Below are 20,660 nucleotides of genomic sequence, written 5' to 3' on the forward strand. Positions count from 1 at the left end.
TAAAGCACCCACCCTACATTGTCAGCGTTTATTTTTGCCTAATAGGTAAATCTCACTGGAACGATTGCGGGAAGCATCCGGCTTTCTAGTTTGTACACTGGCAAAAATTTCGCGCATTGCCGCCGTATATTCCTGATAGCCCGCGCCTTGAAACACCTTCACCAAAAAACTGCCTCCGGGTTTCAAATGCTGCGAGGCAAAATCCAAAGCCAGTTCACACAGGTAAAAACTGCGTGCCTGGTCTGTTACGGCATTGCCTGACATATTGGGTGCCATATCACAGATTACAAGGTCTAACGGACGATTATCCAATAAGGCTTCAAACTGCTCTAAAACAGCATCTTCCCTAAAGTCGCCCTGAATAAACGACACACCTTCAATAGCATCCATCGGCAAAATATCCAAAGCAAACACTGCTCCTGTTTTACCGACCAGCTTGGCCGCCACCTGTGACCAACTTCCCGGCGCGCTGCCCAAATCCGCCAAAACCGTACCTAGCTTGATTAATTTGTCTTTTTGATTGATTTCCAATAATTTATAAGCCGCTCTGGCACGATATCCGTCCTTTTGTGCCATATGGACATAATGATCGTTGACGTGCTCATGCAGCCATGCTTTTGAAGATTTTGAGCGTACAGCCATCTTGATTTGAAATGCTTAAGTTAAAATCAGCATTGTACGTTATTTCCCCCGTAAATGTTCTAAATCGCGTACAATATAGCCATTATTCTTTTGAATTGGATACTTATTAATATGAGCGACAACAAATTAAGCACCAAAGAAATTTTGGCCTTGAAAGCCCAAGCACATCACCTCCATCCTGTCGTTATGGTTGGCCAACAAGGCTTGACCGACTCAGTCATCAAAGAAACCGATGCCGCATTGACAGCACATGAATTGATTAAAGTCCGTGTTTTTGGCGATGATCGCGCTGAACGTATTGAAATTTGCAATGCCCTGTGTGAAACACTGGGTGCTCAACTGGTGCAACATATTGGCAAATTACTTGTTTTGTGGCGTAAGAAACCGGACGGCGAATAATTTAAACTAAATAAACAACAGAAGTATTTTCTCAACCCACTTTAATCATATCCTTCTGTTGTATTTACGCAGTACGGAATGATTTATTCCATTATTCTAAGCATAAAAATACAAATACGGTTGTCTGTTTTTGTAAATAACCTCAAAATTACAAAATCATAACGGCCGCACTCTGTCGGCCGATTATTTTATTCTTAATCCTTCGCAAAATATAAAAGCAAACCGATGAATGCTCAACAATATGAAGAATCTTTTCTTCTAGCAGAAAAATTAATCACTCAAGACCCTCCTGACTTTGCACGAGCCATCCCATTGCTCTGCGAGGCAGCAGAAGCCGGGCATATTGAGGCCGCATTTCAGCTAGCAGGATACCTGATCGAACACCACGAAAATGCGCAAGATTTAGCAATTGCAGTTGAATATTTAAAGCAAGCTGCAAGAGCTGGTCATCCATACGCCCGCTATAATCTTCTCCAGTTACAAGAAAATAATGGAATAGAAATAGAAAAACTCATTGCAGCCTATCAAGAGCTTGCTGAAGAAGGATTAGCCCCAGCACAACTACGCCTCATGCGTTTATATGCAGATAATGGCAATGACCAAGAAGCAGTCAAATGGGCATTGAAAGCTGCCGAACAGCAAAATCCTCAGGCGCAATACTTCTTAGCCCAACATTACCAATATTCCAGCTCTTCTGATTTGGAATATTCCCATAAACTCTATCAGCAATCCGCTGCACAGGGATTTATTGCAGCACACTGGCAACTCGGTCTCCAATACAAATTGGGGCAAGGTGTCGCACAAAATCCTGAAAAAGCAATCGAACATTTACGTATTGCCGCCGATTACGACATTGTTCCAGCGCAAACTTCTCTTGCGGAACTCTTAGCCGCATCAAATCCTGCTGAAGCATTGGAATGGTTTGAAAAAGCTGCCGCACAAGGTGACAGCAATGCGAATGTAGCACTTGCCGAAATCTATCTGCTAGGCAAAAACACCGAACGAGACCCTCAGAAGGCCTATCAGCACGCTAAATTTGCTGCTGATCAAAATGATCCGGAAGGTTTGCGCCTTTTAGGTGATATCTATCGCTACGGATTGGGACGAGCAGTTGATGCTGACACCGCACGCCAATATTATCAACGCTCGGCTGATTTAGGTAATCTTGCCGCTTACCAAAAACTTCTGTCTGACAGCGCATTGAATAACCAGCAAAACTATGAGCTAACCAAAGAAATCGCCCTCCAACGTCAGGAAGCCGAGCGTCTGTACAAGCTGGCATTTGCAGCGCACTATGGCTTAAAACGCAAACAGAATTACGCTGAAGCACTGGAGTTATACCATCAGTCCGCAGAACGTGGACACAGTAAATCCCAAACCAATCTAGGTATGATGTATTACTGCGGACAAGGCGTACCTGTCGACTACGCCCAAGCTGCAAAATGGTTTGAAGCAGCGGCCAAACAAAGAGACACGATGGCTCAATATAATCTTGCCTGCCTGTATTATCACGGCATGGGTGTAAAAAAAGACATCAACAATGCTTGCTTCTGGTTGCAAGAAGCCATCCAACATGGACATGAACAGCAAGACGTTCTCAAAGAGCTTCTGACTCAATGGAAGCAATTCTCTCAAAAAGGCTCTACTGATAATTAGAGGCCGTCTGAAATTCTAACTTCCTACATAAATGACATGTCAGCGCTAAAGTAGCCTGTACATGTCATTTTTTTCATTTACCCTTCCTCAACAATCGCCATCTTCAAATCCCATTTCTCCTTAATCTCTTTAGAGTCTTCAGACGGCCTATTCTCTTTGTAAAAAACCAGATAATCTAAATTTAATTTTCTATTTACAACAAAATTTGAAAAATATTTTTCGTATTCGAATAAACTTTCTCAAATATCTGATGCTTTTTTACTGTATCCACTCAATATCTCGATTTAAAAACAAGCTACATAACTCTTTTAAAAAATCTTAATTTCAACCTCTAAATCCTATCAATATCTACAGCACAATTTGCCAGTTTGCCCAATTACTGATAGCATTTGCAGGTTAGCTGGTTTGTAAAAAGTTCAATTCTTTCTGATTTTTTATCAACGGTTATAACGTATTGATAATATTTCAGTAATTAAAACTTTTTTCGAATTTAACTCTAGGAATTTTCGTTTTAAACTCACATCTGTTCGCAAACGAAAATATCGGAGTAATACTCCGTCATTGAAAAACACTCAACACAAGGATAGATATTATGTCCACCCAATTACACGATGTTGACCCAATTGAAACCAAAGAATGGTTAGACGCGTTAAGCTCTGTTTTAGAATATGAAGGTAGCGAACGCGCCCAATACCTGCTGGAAAGTTTGGTCAAATACAGCCGTGACAAAGGCATCCGTATGCCTCACGGCACCACTACTCCATATTTGAACACCGTTTCCGTAGAAGACGAAAAAGGCATCCCTGGCGACCAAAACATCGAACACCGCATCCGTGCATTCGTTCGTTGGAACGCTGCCGCTATCGTTTTGCGCGCAGGTAAAAAAGATTTGGAATTGGGTGGACATATTGCATCTTTCCAATCAGCCGCCACTATGTACGAAGTCGGCTTCAACCACTTCTGGAAAGCTAAAGGCGAAGGCGAAGAAGGCGATCTGGTATTCTTCCAAGGCCACGTAGCCCCTGGTATCTACGCACGTGCGTTTGTTGAAGGCCGTCTGACTGAAGACCAGCTGAACAACTTCCGTCAAGAAGTTGGCGGTAAAGGTCTGCCTTCTTACCCTCACCCTCACCTGTTGCCTGACTTCTGGCAATTCCCAACCGTATCTATGGGTCTTGGCCCATTGATGGCAATTTACCAAGCACGCTTCCTGAAATACTTGGAATCTCGCGGTCTGGCTAAAACCAAAGGCCGTAAAGTATGGGTATTCTGTGGCGACGGTGAAATGGACGAACCTGAAAGCCAAGGTGCTATTGCTCTGGCTTCACGCGAAGGCTTGGACAACTTGGTATTCGTCATCAACTGTAACCTGCAACGTTTGGACGGCCCAGTACGCGGTAACGGCAAAATCATTCAAGAGCTGGAAGGCAACTTTGCCGGCGCCGGCTGGAATGTTGTGAAAGTCGTCTGGGGTCGTCGTTGGGACCGCCTCTTGGCAAAAGACAAAGATGGCATCCTGCGCAAACGTATGGAAGAGTGCTTGGACGGTGACTACCAAACTTACAAATCCAAAGACGGTGCATACGTTCGCGAACACTTCTTCAATACACCTGAACTGAAAGCATTGGTCGCCGATATGACTGATGACGAAATTTGGGCATTGAACCGCGGTGGTCATGACCCTCAAAAAGTCTACAACGCTTACGACCGCGCTGCGAATCACGCTAACGGCAAACCTACTGTAATCTTGGCAAAAACCATTAAAGGTTACGGTATGGGTGCATCCGGCGAAGGTCAAAACGTTGCCCACCAAGCCAAAAAAATGGACAAAGCGTCTCTGAAACAATTCCGTGACCGCTTTGACATTCCTGTAACTGACGAGCAAATCGACAGTGGCGACCTGCCTTACCTGACTTTTGCTCCTGACAGCGAAGAATACAAATACCTGCACGCACGTCGCGAATCTTTGGGTGGCTACCTGCCTCAACGCAACCCTACCCAAGACGTTCTGGAAGTGCCTGAACTGTCAGCATTTGATGCCCAACTGAAATCCAGCGGTGACCGTGAATTCTCCACCACCATGGCTTTCGTACGCATCCTGTCTACTTTGCTGAAAGACAAAAAAATCGGCAAACGCGTTGTACCTATCGTTCCTGACGAAAGCCGTACTTTCGGTATGGAAGGTATGTTCCGCCAATACGGCATTTGGAACCCTAAAGGCCAACAATACACCCCTCAAGATAAAGACCAACTGATGTTCTACAAAGAATCCGTCGACGGTCAAATCTTGCAAGAAGGTATTAACGAGCCAGGCGCAATGGCTGACTGGATCGCGGCTGCAACCAGCTACGCCAACAGCAACTTTGCGATGATTCCTTTCTACATCTACTACTCTATGTTCGGTTTCCAACGTATCGGCGACTTGGCATGGGCTGCCGGCGATATGCACGCACGCGGCTTCCTGTTGGGTGGTACTGCCGGCCGTACAACGCTGAATGGTGAAGGTCTGCAACACGAAGACGGCCACAGCCATATTCAAGCAGATTTGATTCCAAATTGTGTTTCTTACGATCCAACATTCCAATACGAAGTAGCCGTTATCGTTCAAGACGGTCTGCGCCGTATGTATGCCAATAACGAAGACGTGTTCTACTACATCACCCTAATGAACGAGAACTACGCTCACCCGGACATGCCTGAAGGCGCAGAAGAAAACATCCTGAAAGGTATGTATCTGCTGAAAGCCAGCGGCAAAGGCGACAAGAAAGTTCAATTGATGGGTTCCGGTACTATCCTGCAAGAAGTAATTGCCGGTGCCGAATTGTTGAAAGCCGACTTCGGCGTAGAAGCAGACATCTGGTCTTGCCCATCATTCAACCAGCTGCACCGCGATGCCATCGAAGTGGAACGCTTCAATCGTCTGAACCCATTGGAAACTGCAAAAGTACCGTTTGTTACTTCTCAACTGCAAGGTCATGACGGTCCGGTTATTGCCGCTACCGACTACATCCGCAGCTATGCTGACCGCATCCGTGCCTACATCCCTAACGACTACCACGTCTTGGGTACTGACGGCTTCGGTCGCTCCGACAGCCGTGCCAACCTGCGCAGCTTCTTTGAAGTTGACCGCTACAACGTTGCCGTTGCTGCATTGAGCGCATTGGCCGAACAAGGCAAAGTCAGCAAAGAAACCGTTCAACAAGCTATTGAAAAATATGGCATCAAAGCCGATTCAGCTCCTAGCTGGAAACGCTAATTGATGTTTCAGACGGCCTGTTTGCTTCATTCAGACATCAGGCCGTCTGAAAACCAAATGCTTGAATGGTTTGAACAAACTGTACCGATGCCGTGTGAAACAGTTTTCAGACGGCATCAAACTGAAAATATTAAAGGAACTCAAATGAGTATCGTAGAAATCAAAGTCCCTGATATCGGCGGTCATGAAAACGTCGACATCATCGCTGTAGAAGTTAAAGCAGGCGACACCATTGCCGTTGACGACACCCTGATTACTTTAGAAACCGACAAAGCCACTATGGACGTACCTGCCGATACAGCCGGTGTCGTGAAAGAAGTTAAAGTTAAAGTTGGCGATAAAATCTCTGAAGGCGGCGTTATTCTGACCGTTGAAACCGATGCCGCCGCTGCCGATGCAGCCCCGGCTCCTGCAGCTGAAGCTCCTGCAGCTCCAGCTGCTGCGCCTGCAGCCGCTCCTGCAGGCGGTGCAACTGTAAAAGTCGTTGTACCGGATATTGGCGGTCATACAGATGTAGACATTATTGCCGTTGAAATCAAGGTTGGCGACACTGTTGCCGTTGACGACACTCTGATTACTCTGGAAACCGACAAAGCCACCATGGACGTACCATGTACAGAAGCCGGTGTGGTTAAAGCCGTATTTGTAAAAGTTGGCGACAAAGTATCCGAAGGCTCTGCCATTATCGAAGTAGAAACCGCCGGTTCCGCCGCAGCTGCTCCTGCTCCTGCCGCTCAAGCTGCCGCACCTGCACCAGCCGCTACTCCGACTCCTGCTGCTCCAGCACCAGCCGCTGCGCCTGCTCCGGCTGCACCTGCAGCTGCCAAAATTGACGAAGCTGCATTTGCCAAAGCCCATGCAGGTCCTTCCGCACGTAAACTGGCGCGTGAATTGGGCGTAGATTTGGGTCAAGTCAAAGGTACCGGTCTGAAAGGCCGTATCATGGGCGAAGACGTTAAAGCCTTCGTTAAATCCGTTATGCAAAGTGGTGCAGGCAAACCTGCCGCTGCCTCTTTGGGCGGTGGTCTGGACTTGTTGCCATGGCCTAAAGTCGACTTCTCTAAATTCGGCAGCGTCGAAGTTAAAGAACTGTCTCGCATTAAGAAAATCTCCGGTCAAAACCTTTCTCGCAACTGGGTTGTGATTCCTCACGTTACCGTACACGAAGAAGCGGACATGACCGAATTGGAAGAATTCCGCAAACAACTGAACAAAGAATGGGAACGTGAAGGCGTAAAATTGTCCCCATTGGCGTTCATCATTAAAGCCTCTGTTGCTGCGCTGAAAGCCTTCCCTGAATTCAATGCCTCTTTGGATGGCGACAACTTAGTGCTGAAAAACTACTTCAACATCGGTTTCGCAGCCGACACACCAAACGGCTTGGTTGTTCCAGTAATCAAAGACGTAGATCAAAAAGGCTTGAAACAAATCAGCCAAGAGCTGACCGAATTGTCTAAAAAAGCCCGCGAAGGCAAGCTCAAACCACAAGAAATGCAAGGCGCATGCTTTACCATTTCCAGCTTGGGCGGTATCGGCGGCACAGGCTTCACACCAATCGTGAATGCTCCTGAAGTTGCTATCTTGGGCGTGTGCAAATCCCAAATCAAACCGGTTTGGAACGGCAAAGAATTCGCTCCTCGCCTGATGTGCCCATTGAGCCTGTCCTTCGACCACCGCGTCATCGACGGTGCTGCCGGTATGCGCTTTACCGTATTCCTGGCTAACCTGTTGAAAGACTTCCGCCGCATTACTCTGTAATCCGAGCATTTTCAGACGGTCTTTTTACTCAGGCCGTCTGAAAAAAGAAGTCCGAACATCATTCAGAAAGATTAGACATGAGCTTAGTTGAATTAAAAGTGCCCGACATTGGCGGTCACGAAAACGTAGATATTATTGCGGTTGAAGTAAATGTAGGCGACACCATTGCTGTGGACGATACCCTGATTACTTTGGAAACCGATAAAGCCACTATGGACGTACCTGCCGAAGTTGCAGGTGTCGTTAAAGAAGTTAAAGTTAAAGTCGGCGATAAAATCTCTGAAGGCGGCTTGATTGCAATCGTTGAAGCCGAAGGTGCGGCTGCCGCTCCTAAAGCTGAAGTACCAGCTGCTCCTGCACAAGAAGCCCCTAAAGCTGCTGCTCCAGCTCCTCAAGCAGCACAATTTGGCGGTTCTGCCGATGCTGAATACGACGTAGTCGTATTGGGTGGCGGCCCTGGCGGTTATTCTGCTGCATTTGCCGCTGCTGACGAAGGCTTGAAAGTTGCCATCGTCGAGCGTTACAAAACTTTGGGCGGCGTTTGCTTGAACGTCGGCTGTATCCCTTCCAAAGCTTTATTGCACAACGCTGCCGTTATCGATGAAGTACGTCACTTGGCTGCCAACGGTATCAAATACCCAGAGCCTGAACTCGATATCGACATGCTGCGTGCTTACAAAGACGGCGTGGTTTCCCGTTTGACTACCGGTTTGGCAGGCATGGCCAAAGGCCGTAAAGTAGACGTTATCCAAGGCGACGGCCAATTCTTAGATCCGCACCACTTGGAAGTGTCGCTGACTACCGGCGACGTGTACGAGCAAGCGACTCCTACCGGCGAGAAAAAAATCGTTGCCTTCAAAAACTGTATCATTGCAGCAGGCAGCCGCGTAACCAAACTGCCTTTCATTCCTGAAGATCCACGCATCATCGATTCCAGCGGTGCACTGGCTCTGAAAGAAGTACCAGGCAAACTGTTGATCATCGGTGGCGGTATTATCGGTCTCGAAATGGGTACGGTTTACAGCACCCTGGGTTCTCGCCTGGATGTTGTTGAAATGATGGACGGCCTGATGCAAGGCGCAGACCGCGACTTAGTTAAAGTATGGCAAAAACAAAACGAATACCGTTTTGACAACATCATGATCAACACCAAAACTGTTGCTGTTGAGCCTAAAGAAGACGGTGTTTACGTTACATTCGAAGGTGCAAATGCGCCTAAAGAGCCACAACGTTACGATGCCGTATTGGTGGCTGCCGGTCGTGCACCTAACGGCAAACTGATCAGCGCTGAAAAAGCAGGTGTTGCCGTAACCGACCGCGGCTTTATCGAAGTGGACAAACAAATGCGCACCAATGTGCCGCACATCTACGCTATCGGCGATATCGTCGGTCAACCGATGTTGGCACACAAAGCCGTTCACGAAGGCCACGTTGCCGCTGAAAACTGTGCCGGCCACAAAGCCTACTTCGACGCGCGCGTTATTCCGGGCGTTGCCTACACTTCTCCTGAGGTGGCATGGGTTGGCGAAACCGAGTTGTCTGCCAAAGCCTCCGGCCGCAAAATCACCAAAGCCAACTTCCCATGGGCTGCTTCCGGCCGTGCGATTGCCAACGGTTGCGACAATGGTTTCACCAAGCTGATTTTTGATGCTGAAACCGGCCGCATCATCGGCGGCGGTATCGTTGGTCCTAACGGTGGCGATATGATCGGCGAAGTCTGCTTGGCGATTGAAATGGGCTGTGATGCAGCCGATATCGGTAAAACCATCCACCCACACCCAACCCTGGGCGAATCCATCGGTATGGCTGCGGAAGTGGCATTGGGCGTATGTACCGACCTGCCTGCTCAGAAAAAGAAATAAGTTCACTCAAATAAAATTTGAACGAACTTGATGGAACAAAGGCCGTCTGAATGTTTCAGACGGCCTTTTCGCAAATAAGGAGACTCAATATGAAAAAAATCGAAGCCATTATCAAACCTTTCAAACTCGACGATGTACGCGAAATCCTGACTGAAATCGGCATTACCGGCATGACTGTCAGCGAAGTCAAAGGTTTCGGCCGCCAAAAAGGCCATACGGAAATTTATCGCGGCGCGGAATACGCAGTCGATTTTCTTCCTAAAGTGAAAATCGAATTGGTATTGGCTGACGATAAAGTCGATCAAGCTGTTGATGCCATCTTGGAAACCGCGCATTCTGGCAAAATCGGTGACGGTAAAATCTTTATTTATCCGGTTGAAGAAGCTATCCGTATCCGTACCGGTGAACGCTCGGAAGCAGCGCTTTAATAGAAATCGCAAAATACAGAATACAAATGCCGTCTGAAAATAAGTCGTAGCGTGGTTTGCTCAGGACTTATTTTTCAAACGGCATTAATTGAATCCCCCCCCATTCTCTAAAGTCTATCCAAGTAAACCTATTATCGAAAACTTCACGCTATCAAGCATGGAGGAGTTCGAGGCAATGCTTCACCTGACCTTCGTGAACGACTTTACCGTATCAAATAACTCTTTCCAAAGCAGGGCTAACCCCAATCCCATACTTGCAAAACCTCAACGCCCTCCTTTTAAAATCAATTCTTCGCATTTTTTCCTATTCTTGTTGTTGCCTAACTTTTCAGACGACCCCTTTCTTTATCCAAACTCCGTTATAATGACGGCTTTAAAATTAATTTATCCAAAGACAGTCTTATCATGAAACACATCCACATTATCGGTATCGGCGGCACATTTATGGGCGGCGTAGCGGCTATTGCCAAAGAAGCAGGTTTTAAAGTCAGCGGTTGCGACGCCAAAATGTATCCACCGATGAGCACCCAGCTTGAAGCCTTGGGCATAGACGTACACGAAGGCTTTGATGCCGCTCAATTGAATAAATTTAAAGCCGATATTTACGTTATCGGTAATGTTGCCAAACGCGGCATGGATGTGATCGAAGCCATTTTGAACAAAGGCCTGCCTTATACTTCCGGCCCACAATGGCTGGCTGAAAACGTATTACACCAGCACTGGGTGCTCGGCGTAGCTGGAACACACGGCAAAACGACCACAGCCTCCATGCTGGCATGGGTCTTGGAATATGCCGGCCTTGCGCCAGGCTTCCTCATCGGCGGCATACCGGAAAACTTCAGTGTTTCTGCCCGCCTGCCGCAAACGCCGCGCCAAGACCCTAATTCAAAATCGCCATTCTTCGTTATCGAAGCCGACGAATACGACACTGCCTTCTTTGACAAACGCTCCAAATTCGTACATTACCATCCGCGTACCGCCATTTTGAACAATCTGGAATTCGACCACGCCGACATTTTTGCCGATTTGGGCGCCATTCAAACCCAATTCCATCATTTGGTACGCACCGTGCCGTCTGAAGGCCTCATCGTCTGCAACGGCCAGCAGCAAAGCCTGCAAGACACTTTGGACAAAGGCTGCTGGACGCCCGTAGAAAAATTTGGTACCGAACAAGGCTGGCAGGTTGGTACCGTCCATGCCGACGGCTCGTTCGACGTACGCCATCACGGCGAAACGGTCGGACACGTCGCTTGGGAACTGATGGGCGAACACAACCGCATGAACGCACTCGCCGTTATCTCTGCCGCGCGTCATGCCGGAGTCGATATTCAGACGGCCTGCGAAGCTTTGAGTGCATTTAAAAACGTCAAACGCCGTATGGAAATCAAAGGCACGGTGAACGGCATCACCGTTTACGACGACTTTGCCCACCACCCGACCGCCATCGAAACCACCATCGAAGGCCTGCGCCAATGTGTCGGTAACGCACGCATCCTCGCCGTCCTTGAGCCGCGTTCCAACACCATGAAGCTCGGCACCATGAAAGCCTCCCTGCCCGCAAGCTTAAACGATGCCGACCAAGTATTCTGCTACGCCGGCGGCGTGGACTGGGACGTCGCCGAAGCCCTCGCGCCTTTAGGCGGCAAGCTGCATGTGGGCACAGACTTCGATGCCTTTGTTGCCGAAATCGTGAAAAATGCCGAAGCCGGCGACCATATTTTGGTCATGAGCAACGGCGGTTTCGGCGGAATACACGGAAAGCTACTGGAAGCGTTGAAATAAGGGCTTGTTGAAAGTTTTGAATGATTGAGGCCGTCTGAAAACCGGAATTTGGTTTTCAGACGGCCTTTTTGTTGTGAAGTAATGAGATGGGAAAAAAACGATATTTCCGGCGAATCAGGTTTGGCTATAAACCAAGTCGGGTTTGCCATTTGCCTTTATTTAGTTTTTTTAGGCGGTTTGGTATTTTGGCTTTCTATTGCCTTTCGGTATAGGTCAAACAGGAAGGCGACGCGTTCTGCCTCATCGTCGGTGTTTTTGCCTTTTTTGTAGCCGTAGGCTTTATCTACTGCTTTGTCGAGGGCGGCGTGTGCTTTGACGAGATCGGGATAGCCTGCGTCGGGCGCATAAAGTTCGGCGAGCGTAGGGGGAGGCAGATCGTCAGCAAGCGCATCGGCGCGATATTTCTCGCGAATGTCGAAGATGGCTTGGGCGGCAGCTTCGATGGCAGAACGGAGGGGATTGTTTTCAGACGGCCTTGGCGTTTCGCCTTTTTTGCCCGAAGCTTCCTGACAGGCAGTTTCGTCATCATCAGGTTTACAGCAGCTTTCTGGGAAGGGAAAGTTGTTGTACACGACTGTATTAGAGTAGCGGTAACGACTTTCCAGGCGGCCTGCAACGGTACGCATAAAGGCATTGTGCATGGTTGAGCAGAGGATGCCGAAGTGGTAGAGGGTGGCGTTTGGAAGCATAAACGATGAATCGCTGATGATGATTTGATGCGACAGATAACCGATGGGGACGAAACGGCGGCTTTCAGAAGATACGCGTGGAATAATCAGAAAATTGCCGTCTGAAGGCTGGCGGATTTCGTCGAAGAGCCACGAGGTAGCCGCTTTTTTCTGCGTGGCGGCTTTTCTGCTGGCTTCGCGCATGGCTTTGACCGCCAGAATACGGGCTTGGACTTTGGGCATCTGTTTCAGGTCGTGATTGCGTTTGACGTCGGATACGCCGTGAAACCACAGGCACCAACGGGTTTTGCCGTTGATAAATTCCTCGGCGCCGATAAAGGGGCGGATGTATTGTTCCGCTAATGGTTCGGCGGCAATCAAAGCTTCTTTTTCATCAGTGGAAAGGATAAGGTTGCCACCGTCGGTCGGTTGATTGCCTTTGCACATTTCATTTTCCCTGCTGATTTGGGTTTTGCGCTTGGTAATAATCAAATCGGGCGCATCAATCAGATAAGGATTGATGTTGGCTACGGCGTGTTTTTGGGGTTCGCCTTTGATGTCGGGATAGTCGTAGAGGTATTTGGGCAGAGCGGAATTTTCTGAAGCGTTTGCGCCACAGTTTTCAGACAGCATTTGCGGCTTTTGGCGGAAGCCGACGATGATGCAATGGACGGCGGCTTTGCCTGCGGCTTGGCTCGTCCATTGGAAGGTACGGTGGGCAAAGTTGATTTCGATGCCTTGGTTCAAAAGGCTGCCCCAGAGGATTTCGACCTGCTGGCCTTGGCAGATGGAATTGGTGGAGACAAATGCCGTCTGAACTTGGGAATTCTGCGCCATGATGCCGGCGGCTTTGACATACCAGTTGCAGACGTAATCCAACAGGCCGTAGCCTTTGATATGGCCGCAAATGCTTTCGAGGTCGTTTTTCTGCTCTTTAGTTTGGTAGGTCGAGCCGATAAAGGGCGGATTGCCGAAGATGTAGTCTGCCGCCTGCCAAGGTGTGCGGAGGCTGTTGGCGTGGATGATTTCGGCGGCGTCTTCGAGCGGCAGCGTATGGCAGGCGACTTCGCCGTCGAAGCGGATTTGCGTGCGGATGTTGCATTGGTGGTTTTTGAGCCACATGGCGGTACGGGCGATAAGGACGGCAAATTCGTCTATTTCGATGCCGTGGAATTGTTTCAGACGGCATTGGACGGACGGGCTGTCGAATAAGCCGCCTGCTTTGTCTTTGAGCGCTTCGGCGATGATGTCGTCTTCAAGGGCGCGGATGCGGTCGTAGGCAACGATAAGGAAATTGCCACAGCCGCAGGCCGGGTCTAGGAACTGCAGGTTTTGGATTTTTTGGTAGAAGGCGGCGAGTTTTTTGGCTTTGTCGCGTTTGAGGGCTTTGACGGCTTCAAATTCGGCGCGCAGGTTTTCTAAAAAAAGGCCGTTGATGACTTTGTCGATGTTGGCGGCTTCGGTGTAGTGTGCGCCTGCTTCGCGCCGCTCTTGTGCGTCCATGACGGATTGGAAGAGCGTGCCGAAGATTTCTGGACTGATGTTGCGCCAGTCGAAATTACCGCAGTCGATTAAGGCGTGGTGCTGCTTGTCGGTGAAGTCGAAAGTGCGCAGGCGTTCTTTGAAAAGGCCGCCGTTGACGTATTCGAAACCTTTAAATTTTTCGCTTTGGGTCTTGCTGCGCTTTTGGTCGGGTGTGTTGAGGAATTCAAAGAGTTGATTGAGCTTGTCGCCAAGCATATCGGCCTCTTTGCAGCTTTCTAAAAAGTCTTGAAAGAGGTAGTTGCGCTGGAAAACGGCGCTGTCGTCGGCAAAAAAGAGGAAAAGCAGGCGCGTGATGAAGAGCCTGAGTTCGTGTTCTTCGTAAATGCCCTCTTCCTGCAAGGCATCGTGCAGTCTGCCAATGGCCGTCGCCGCTTGAATATTGGCTTCTTCTTGAATTTGGCGGACTTTGGCTTCGATGCCGAACATAAAGTCGAAAACGCCGCGCGTAATGTATTCGGGCAATTCTTCCAACGGGAATTGCCATTGGTTTTCTACGCCTTCTTTAGGATCGCGACGATAAAGGTGGAAATGGGCAAAATCGCTGACGGCGTAATATTCAGGTAAGGCAGACGGCTTGGTGCGCTCGATTTCCTGCAAATAACGCTCCGCCTGTTCTTTGGCTTTGGCTAGGTTTTTGTTGGCGGATTTGTGTTCTGCCAGGAAGATGCCTTCCCAAAAGACATCGACAAATTGGGTGTTGTTGCTCGGGTCTTTAACGGCATATTCGAAGTGGACGACGTTTTTGCGATCAATGCCGAAAATCGCAAAAAATTCATTCCAAAAAGTGTCTTTTTCACGGCGTTCGTCGGTTTGGTTTTTATAGTGGTCGGCGAAATTTTGTGCAGCGCTTTGGAGTTGGAGCAGGGTTTTCATGACTTTATGGAATGAATGTATTGTATAAATGGATGGGGCGTTATTATAACGGTTTGCGTTAAAAAGGTCGTCTGAAACCTCTTTTCAGACGACCTTTCTTCTTTCTGGTTATCAATATTTAACCGCAACCACCGCATTTGCCGCAGCCACTGCTGCAGTCGCGTTTTTTCGGTTTGAACACGAATTTTCGCAAGAGGAAGAATACGCAGGCGAGCATAATCAAGCCGACGATAATATATTGAGTCATGACGATAGTATCCTTGAAGAAAGTTGGTAAACCACAAATGCGGCAAAATAAGCCATCAGGAACAAATAGCCTGTAATCATAAGCATATTTTTCGTGGATTTGGTTTCGCGTCTAATCACGGTCAAAGTCGCGGCACACATCGGAGCATACACATACCAAGCCAAGAAGGCAAAGGCGGTCGGCAAGCCCCAGTTGTTGTGTATGATGGGAATTAATGCGTTTTGTACGGCATCTTCAGACGACGCGCTGACGGCATAAACGGTACCCAATGCGGCAACGACCACTTCGCGCGCGGCAATACCCGGAATCATGGCGATACACATTTCCCAAGTAAAACCCAAAGGTGCAAAAAACGGCTGAATAGCATGACCAAGCGTACCTGCCAAGCTGTAATCGATGGCGGCACCGGTTGCGCCTTCAGGCGGTTGCGGCCAGCTTACCAAGCCCCACAGAACCACGGCCAACGCAAAAATGATGGTACCCGCGCGTTTCAGGAAGGCTTTTACCCTATCCCACAAGCTGGTCATGATGTGTTTGAAGTTAGGCGTACGGAAAGTCGGCAATTCCATCAAAAGTGGGAATTGTTGCACATTGCCTTTCATCCGCGCCAAGCGTTTCATGATATACGCTGCCAATGCGGCCGACAGAATGCCTACGATATAAAGAATAAACAATGTCAGGCCTTGCAGGTTGAAAATCCCACCCACTGTACGGTCAGGAATAACAGCGGCGATAATCAGCGCATACACCGGCAAACGTGCGGAACAAGTCAGCAACGGCGCAACCGCGATGGTAACAAGGCGTTCGCGCGGGTCGTTAATGGTACGCGCCGACATCACGGCAGGAACGGCACAGGCAAAGCTGGACAAAAGGGGAATAAACGAACGGCCGGACAAACCGCTTTTTGCCATGATGTTATCCAGCAGGAAGGCTGCACGCGGCAGATAGCCTGAGTCTTCCAATAGCAGGATAAAGGCAAACAAAATCGTAATCTGAGGCAGGAACACCAACACGCTGCCCAAACCGGCAATGACGCCGTTGACCAGCAAATCGTTGAGGATGCCCGGCTCCATGTTGGCGCCTATCCATTCGCCCAGCGCGGTAAAGCCACCTTCGATGGCGTCCATAATCGGCGCCGCCCATGTGTAAACCGCTTGGAACACCATAAACAGGATGACCAGCAGCATAATCATGCCCCAGACGGGGTGCAGCACGATGTCGTCGAGTTTTTTGTGCCATGCGGGCAGCGTCATCTGGGTGCGTACCACTTGTGCCAAAATCGATTCGACTTCTTGATAAAGTTTGTCGCTATCCAGCGCATCGAGCGTGCGTTCGGCAGAGGCGGGGTTTGCGGGGAAAGAGCGTTTGCGCGGCAGCTTCGCCACGGCTTCGCGTACAGCCTGTACACCCGACGCGCTCACTGCAACTGTTTCCAAAACAGGTGCATCCAACAACTCGCTCAGTTTGGCCGCGTCGATATTCAAGCCCCTTTTGCGGGCCACGTCGCTCAAATTCAGCGACACCACCATAGGCAGTCCCAGCGTTTTCAGTTCCAAAATCATGCGCAGGGTCATACGCAGGTTGGTCGCGTCGGCAACGGCAATAATGGCATCGGGCGGAATGCCCATCTTGCCTACCATTACATCTTTCGCCACCGCTTCGTCGGGGCTGGTCGTGCGTAGGCTGTATGTGCCCGGCAGGTCGATAATGCGGACGGCCTCGTCGTCGAGGAAGGCGCCCTCGCGCTTATCGACAGTTACGCCCGGATAATTGGCAACCTTGGCATGTGAGCCGGTCAAACCGTTGAACAAAACGGTTTTGCCGCAGTTTGGCGCGCCAATCAAGGCAAAATAGCTTAGTTCCATCATTTTTCCTTATTCTTTCAGACGGCCTTAAACGGCCTCAACGATACGACACATAATCTTCCCGGCCTCTTCCGAACGCAGGGAAAATTGAGATTGGTTACCCAAACGTACCGCAAACGGGCCTCTCCCAAAACCACCCACTGCAATCACTTGCAACGGCATTCCGCTGGAAAAACCCAAATCTGCAAGACGACGGGTTACCAAGGTATCCAAATCACCAAAAACAGGATTGGGAGCAATGGAATCAATATGTACGACTGCGCCTTTTTTCAGGCGCGACAAAGGAACAGCAGACATAAGTCTCTCTTTTCTTTTTGTTTTAAAAATAGATTATTGAAAAAACGTGAGAAGTATGATGAATGTGTAGCACATTTGAAAGATTGTTTACGAATGGCTATTTGCCCCTTCTTTCGATAAGTGCGGTTTGTTTTGAATACTGTTATTGTTTCCCTTAATGATAAGGTATATCAATATAAAAATCAAATGTAACAAGATAAACTAAAAAGGCTAAAATCCTTTTATCATTAGGATTTCAGCCTTTTTATGCACTCAACAAACTAAAGGCCATCTGAAAGGTTTCAGACGGCCTTCAAAATAAAAAACCGAATCAAATCGGTTTTTTATTCCCATTCAGGGAAAGACTCTAAATTACAGAGCGTCTTTCAATGCTTTACCGGCACGGAATTTAGGAGTTTTAGCAGCAGCAATAGTCAAAGGCTCGCCAGTTTTTGGGTTGCGGCCTTGACGTTCGGCGCGTTCGCCGACGTAGAAAGTACCGAAACCGACCAGAGTAACAGTGTCGCCGCTTTTCAATGCGTTGGTTACGGCATTAGTAGTAGCATCCAAAGCTTTTTGCGCAGCAGATTTGGAAATGCCGGCTTCTTGAGCAATTGCTTCGATCAATTCAGACTTGTTCACAATTAGTCCCTTCCTATCGTATAAAGATGATGAAATGCCCGAATACTCGGGGCTTGAGCGCTTTCAAAGCACATACGCACTTTATAGCAATTCTGAAATTATCATGTCAAGTAAAAAATGTGGAATTGCCCTATTTTTGGGGCATTCAGGGCAAAACCACATTTTTTGCAACATCAGACGGCCAACTTAATGCTTGGTTGCTTTTGTTCTTGACTTTGTCTTAGGAGTTTGCACGGTCTCGGCAACTGCCAATTCGGCAACCCATTGCTCAGGCTGAGTTTCCAGACTCAAAGCCAACACTTCATCAATCCATTTGACCGGATGGATGGTCAGACCGGTTTTGACATTTTCAGGGATTTCTTCCAAATCTTTGACGTTGTCTTTCGGAATCAATACATGCTTGATGCCGCCGCGCAAAGCAGCCAGCAGTTTTTCTTTCAAACCGCCGATCGGCAACACTTCGCCACGCAAAGTGATTTCACCGGTCATCGCCACATCCGCACGCACCGGAATTTTGGTAAAGGCAGAAACCATCGCCAAAGTCATGGCAATACCTGCGCTTGGACCGTCTTTCGGCGTCGCACCTTCCGGCACATGGACGTGAATGTCTTTCTTCTCGTAAAAATCAGGAGCCAGACCCACTGATTCGGCACGGGAACGGACAACCGACCATGCGGCCGATACTGATTCTTTCATCACATCGCCCAGTTGGCCGGTACATTGAATCGTACCCTTGCCCGGCAAGGCAACCGCCTCAACAGTCAACAACTCGCCACCGACTTCAGTCCAAGCCAGACCGGTTACCTGGCCGATGCGGTTTTCGCTTTCGGCCACGCCATAGTCGAAACGGCGCACGCCTAGATAGTCATGCAGATTTTTCTCAGTAACTTTAATTGCTTTAGGCTTGGCCTTGCTTGCTGTTTTGGATTTGGACGCTTTTTTCTTATCCTCATTCAAGGTAACCTGCATTACTACTTTGCGGCAGATTTTGGCAATTTCGCGATCCAACGAGCGGACGCCGGCCTCGCGAGTGTAGTAACGGATAATATCGCGCACCGCACTTTCATCAACCACCAACTCACCCTCTTTCACACCATTGCGCTTCATTTGTTTCGGCACAAGGTATTGCATGGCGATATTGATTTTTTCATCTTCCGTGTAACCGGACAGACGGATGATTTCCATACGGTCAAGCAGCGGAGTCGGGATATTCAAGCTGTTTGAAGTGGCAATAAACATCACATCGCTCAAATCGTAATCGACTTCGGCATAATGGTCGGCAAACTTGTTATTTTGCTCAGGATCAAGCACCTCAAGCAATGCACTGGCTGGATCGCCACGGAAATCACTGCCCATTTTGTCGATTTCATCAAGCAGGAACAATGGGTTTTTTACACCCGCTTTTGCCATGTTTTGCAGGATTTTGCCCGGCATAGAGCCGATATAGGTACGGCGGTGGCCGCGGATTTCGCTTTCATCACGCACGCCGCCTAATGCCATACGCACATATTGACGGCCTGTAGCTTTGGCAATCGATTCGCCCAAGGAAGTTTTACCCACTCCCGGAGGACCGACCAAACACAAAATCGGGCCTTTGAGCTTGTCCATACGTTTTTGAACAGCCAAATATTCCAAAATACGTTCTTTGACTTTTTCCAAACCATAGTGGTCGGCATTCAAAATCAAATCAGCCTTGGCAATATCTTTGCTGACACGGGATTTTTTCTTCCATGGCAACTCAAGCAAAGTATCGATGTAGTTGCGCACGACGGTAGATTCCGCAGACATCGGCGGCATCATTTTCAGTTTTTTCAATTCAGACAGACATTTTTCTTCAGCCTCTTTGCTCATGCCTGCTTCTTTGATTTTTGCTTCCAACGCGTCCAGCTCGCCGCGCTCGTCTTCTTCGCCCAATTCTTTCTGAATCGCTTTCACTTGCTCATTCAAGTAATACTCGCGTTGGGATTTTTCCATTTGACGTTTCACGCGACCACGGATGCGTTTCTCAACCTGCATGATGTCGAGTTCGGCTTCCAACTGCGCCAGTAGAAATTCCAAACGGTCAACAATACCGGCAGTCTCCAGCACATATTGACGCTGCTCCAATTTCAGCTGCAAATGCGCGGCAATAGTATCGGCAAGACGGCTGTTGTCATCGATACTGCTGATGGTGCTGATAACTTCGGCAGGAATTTTTTTGTTCAACTTCGCATATTGCTCAAATTGAGTCAGCAGAGTACGGCGCAAGGCCTCAATTTCAGGATTGTCTTTGTCGCTATTCTCATCAATCGCCTCAACATGAGACAAAAACAATCCGCCTGTTTCATCAACCGTCAACGCGCGCGCACGACGGATACCTTCTACCAATACTTTAACGGTACCGTCAGGCAGCTTCAAAACCTGCAAAACTTGGGCAACCGTACCGGTCTGGTGCAAGTCTTCAGCTTTAGGGTCTTCTGTATTAGGGTCAAGCTGGGCCAACAGGAAAACCGGATCATCATTGGCCATTGCCGCCTCAAGGGCCGCAATCGATTTAGGACGACCGACGAACAGCGGCAATACCATATGCGGATACACCACGACATCGCGTAAAGGCAAGGTAGCCAGCGCACTGTATTCCTCGAAATATTTGTCTTTTGTCGGCATAGTTAATAATCTCAATCATTGTTAAATCAGAATGTAGCTCAAAATTGGGCTGAAGCGCTGCATTTCAAGACTTGAAAACAGCTTATCCGCACCTATTTTCGAAAACATCATTTTT

At 48.5% G+C, this 20,660-nt stretch carries 14 protein-coding genes; 7 read left to right on the top strand and 7 right to left on the bottom strand.

Translation table 11 applies throughout. From position 1 onward, the window contains the following. Positions 1-21 precede the first annotated feature (21 nt). Positions 22-642 (bottom strand): RlmE family RNA methyltransferase, encoded by a 621-nt coding sequence (locus HMPREF2606_RS06250; protein WP_070712890.1) that lies wholly within the window; start codon positions 640-642, stop codon positions 22-24. Positions 643-753: 111 nt separating this feature from the next. Here HMPREF2606_RS06250 and yhbY point away from each other — a divergent pair, with 111 nt between their 5' ends. The 7 genes from yhbY to mpl all read left to right on the top strand — a co-directional run bounded on the left by yhbY (position 754) and on the right by mpl (position 11,783). Beyond that, positions 754-1,041 (top strand): ribosome assembly RNA-binding protein YhbY, encoded by a 288-nt coding sequence (yhbY, locus tag HMPREF2606_RS06255; protein ID WP_070585365.1) that lies wholly within the window; start codon positions 754-756, stop codon positions 1,039-1,041. 225 nt (positions 1,042-1,266) lie between these two features. Then, the gene (locus tag HMPREF2606_RS06260) at positions 1,267-2,697 is read left to right on the top strand and encodes a tetratricopeptide repeat protein (RefSeq protein WP_070585367.1); all 1,431 of its coding nucleotides are present in this window, start codon (positions 1,267-1,269) and stop codon (positions 2,695-2,697) included. A 592-nt stretch (positions 2,698-3,289) separates the two neighbouring features. Then, positions 3,290-5,953, top strand: a complete 2,664-nt coding sequence (gene aceE, locus HMPREF2606_RS06265) for a pyruvate dehydrogenase (acetyl-transferring), homodimeric type (RefSeq protein WP_070585369.1) — start codon at positions 3,290-3,292, stop codon at positions 5,951-5,953. 144 nt (positions 5,954-6,097) lie between these two features. Continuing rightward, positions 6,098-7,711, top strand: a complete 1,614-nt coding sequence (gene aceF, locus HMPREF2606_RS06270) for a dihydrolipoyllysine-residue acetyltransferase (RefSeq protein ID WP_070843446.1) — start codon at positions 6,098-6,100, stop codon at positions 7,709-7,711. A gap of 77 nt (positions 7,712-7,788) precedes the next feature. Further along, on the top strand, positions 7,789-9,573 hold the full coding sequence (gene lpdA / locus HMPREF2606_RS06275) for a dihydrolipoyl dehydrogenase (protein WP_070843447.1): 1,785 nt from the start codon (positions 7,789-7,791) through the stop codon (positions 9,571-9,573). 89 nt (positions 9,574-9,662) lie between these two features. Beyond that, complete coding sequence (locus HMPREF2606_RS06280; protein WP_003683576.1) at positions 9,663-10,001, top strand: P-II family nitrogen regulator; 339 nt, start codon at positions 9,663-9,665, stop codon at positions 9,999-10,001. Between the two features lie 405 nt (positions 10,002-10,406). Then, positions 10,407-11,783 carry a UDP-N-acetylmuramate:L-alanyl-gamma-D-glutamyl-meso-diaminopimelate ligase gene (gene mpl / locus HMPREF2606_RS06285; protein ID WP_070843448.1) on the top strand — a complete coding sequence of 459 codons (1,377 nt, stop codon included), beginning with the start codon at positions 10,407-10,409 and terminating at the stop codon, positions 11,781-11,783. Positions 11,784-11,938: 155 nt separating this feature from the next. Here the strand turns inward: mpl and HMPREF2606_RS06290 are convergent, their stop codons facing one another. The 6 genes from HMPREF2606_RS06290 to lon all read right to left on the bottom strand — a co-directional run bounded on the left by HMPREF2606_RS06290 (position 11,939) and on the right by lon (position 20,545). Continuing rightward, entirely contained in the window at positions 11,939-14,869 is a 2,931-nt protein-coding gene (locus HMPREF2606_RS06290; protein ID WP_070843449.1) for a class I SAM-dependent DNA methyltransferase, read from the bottom strand. Between the two features lie 118 nt (positions 14,870-14,987). After that, positions 14,988-15,116, bottom strand: a complete 129-nt coding sequence (locus HMPREF2606_RS10720; RefSeq protein WP_003683546.1) for a FeoB-associated Cys-rich membrane protein — start codon at positions 15,114-15,116, stop codon at positions 14,988-14,990. Beyond that, positions 15,113-16,981, bottom strand: coding sequence for a ferrous iron transporter B (locus tag HMPREF2606_RS06295; RefSeq protein ID WP_049323195.1), 1,869 nt, complete (start codon positions 16,979-16,981; stop codon positions 15,113-15,115). Before HMPREF2606_RS06295 ends, HMPREF2606_RS10720 begins: the two co-directional genes overlap by 4 nt. Before the next feature lie 27 nt (positions 16,982-17,008). Continuing rightward, positions 17,009-17,278: a FeoA family protein gene (locus HMPREF2606_RS06300; protein WP_003746882.1), complete on the bottom strand. Its 270-nt coding sequence runs from the start codon at positions 17,276-17,278 to the stop codon at positions 17,009-17,011. 351 nt (positions 17,279-17,629) lie between these two features. Beyond that, positions 17,630-17,899: an HU family DNA-binding protein gene (locus tag HMPREF2606_RS06305; RefSeq protein WP_070625332.1), complete on the bottom strand. Its 270-nt coding sequence runs from the start codon at positions 17,897-17,899 to the stop codon at positions 17,630-17,632. 186 nt (positions 17,900-18,085) lie between these two features. After that, entirely contained in the window at positions 18,086-20,545 is a 2,460-nt protein-coding gene (gene lon, locus HMPREF2606_RS06310) for an endopeptidase La (protein ID WP_070843450.1), read from the bottom strand. Between the last annotated feature and the right edge of the window lie 115 nt (positions 20,546-20,660).

Source organism: Neisseria sp. HMSC070H10 (assembly GCF_001837635.1).
GTDB classification, from domain to species: Bacteria; Pseudomonadota; Gammaproteobacteria; order Burkholderiales; family Neisseriaceae; genus Neisseria; species Neisseria subflava_A.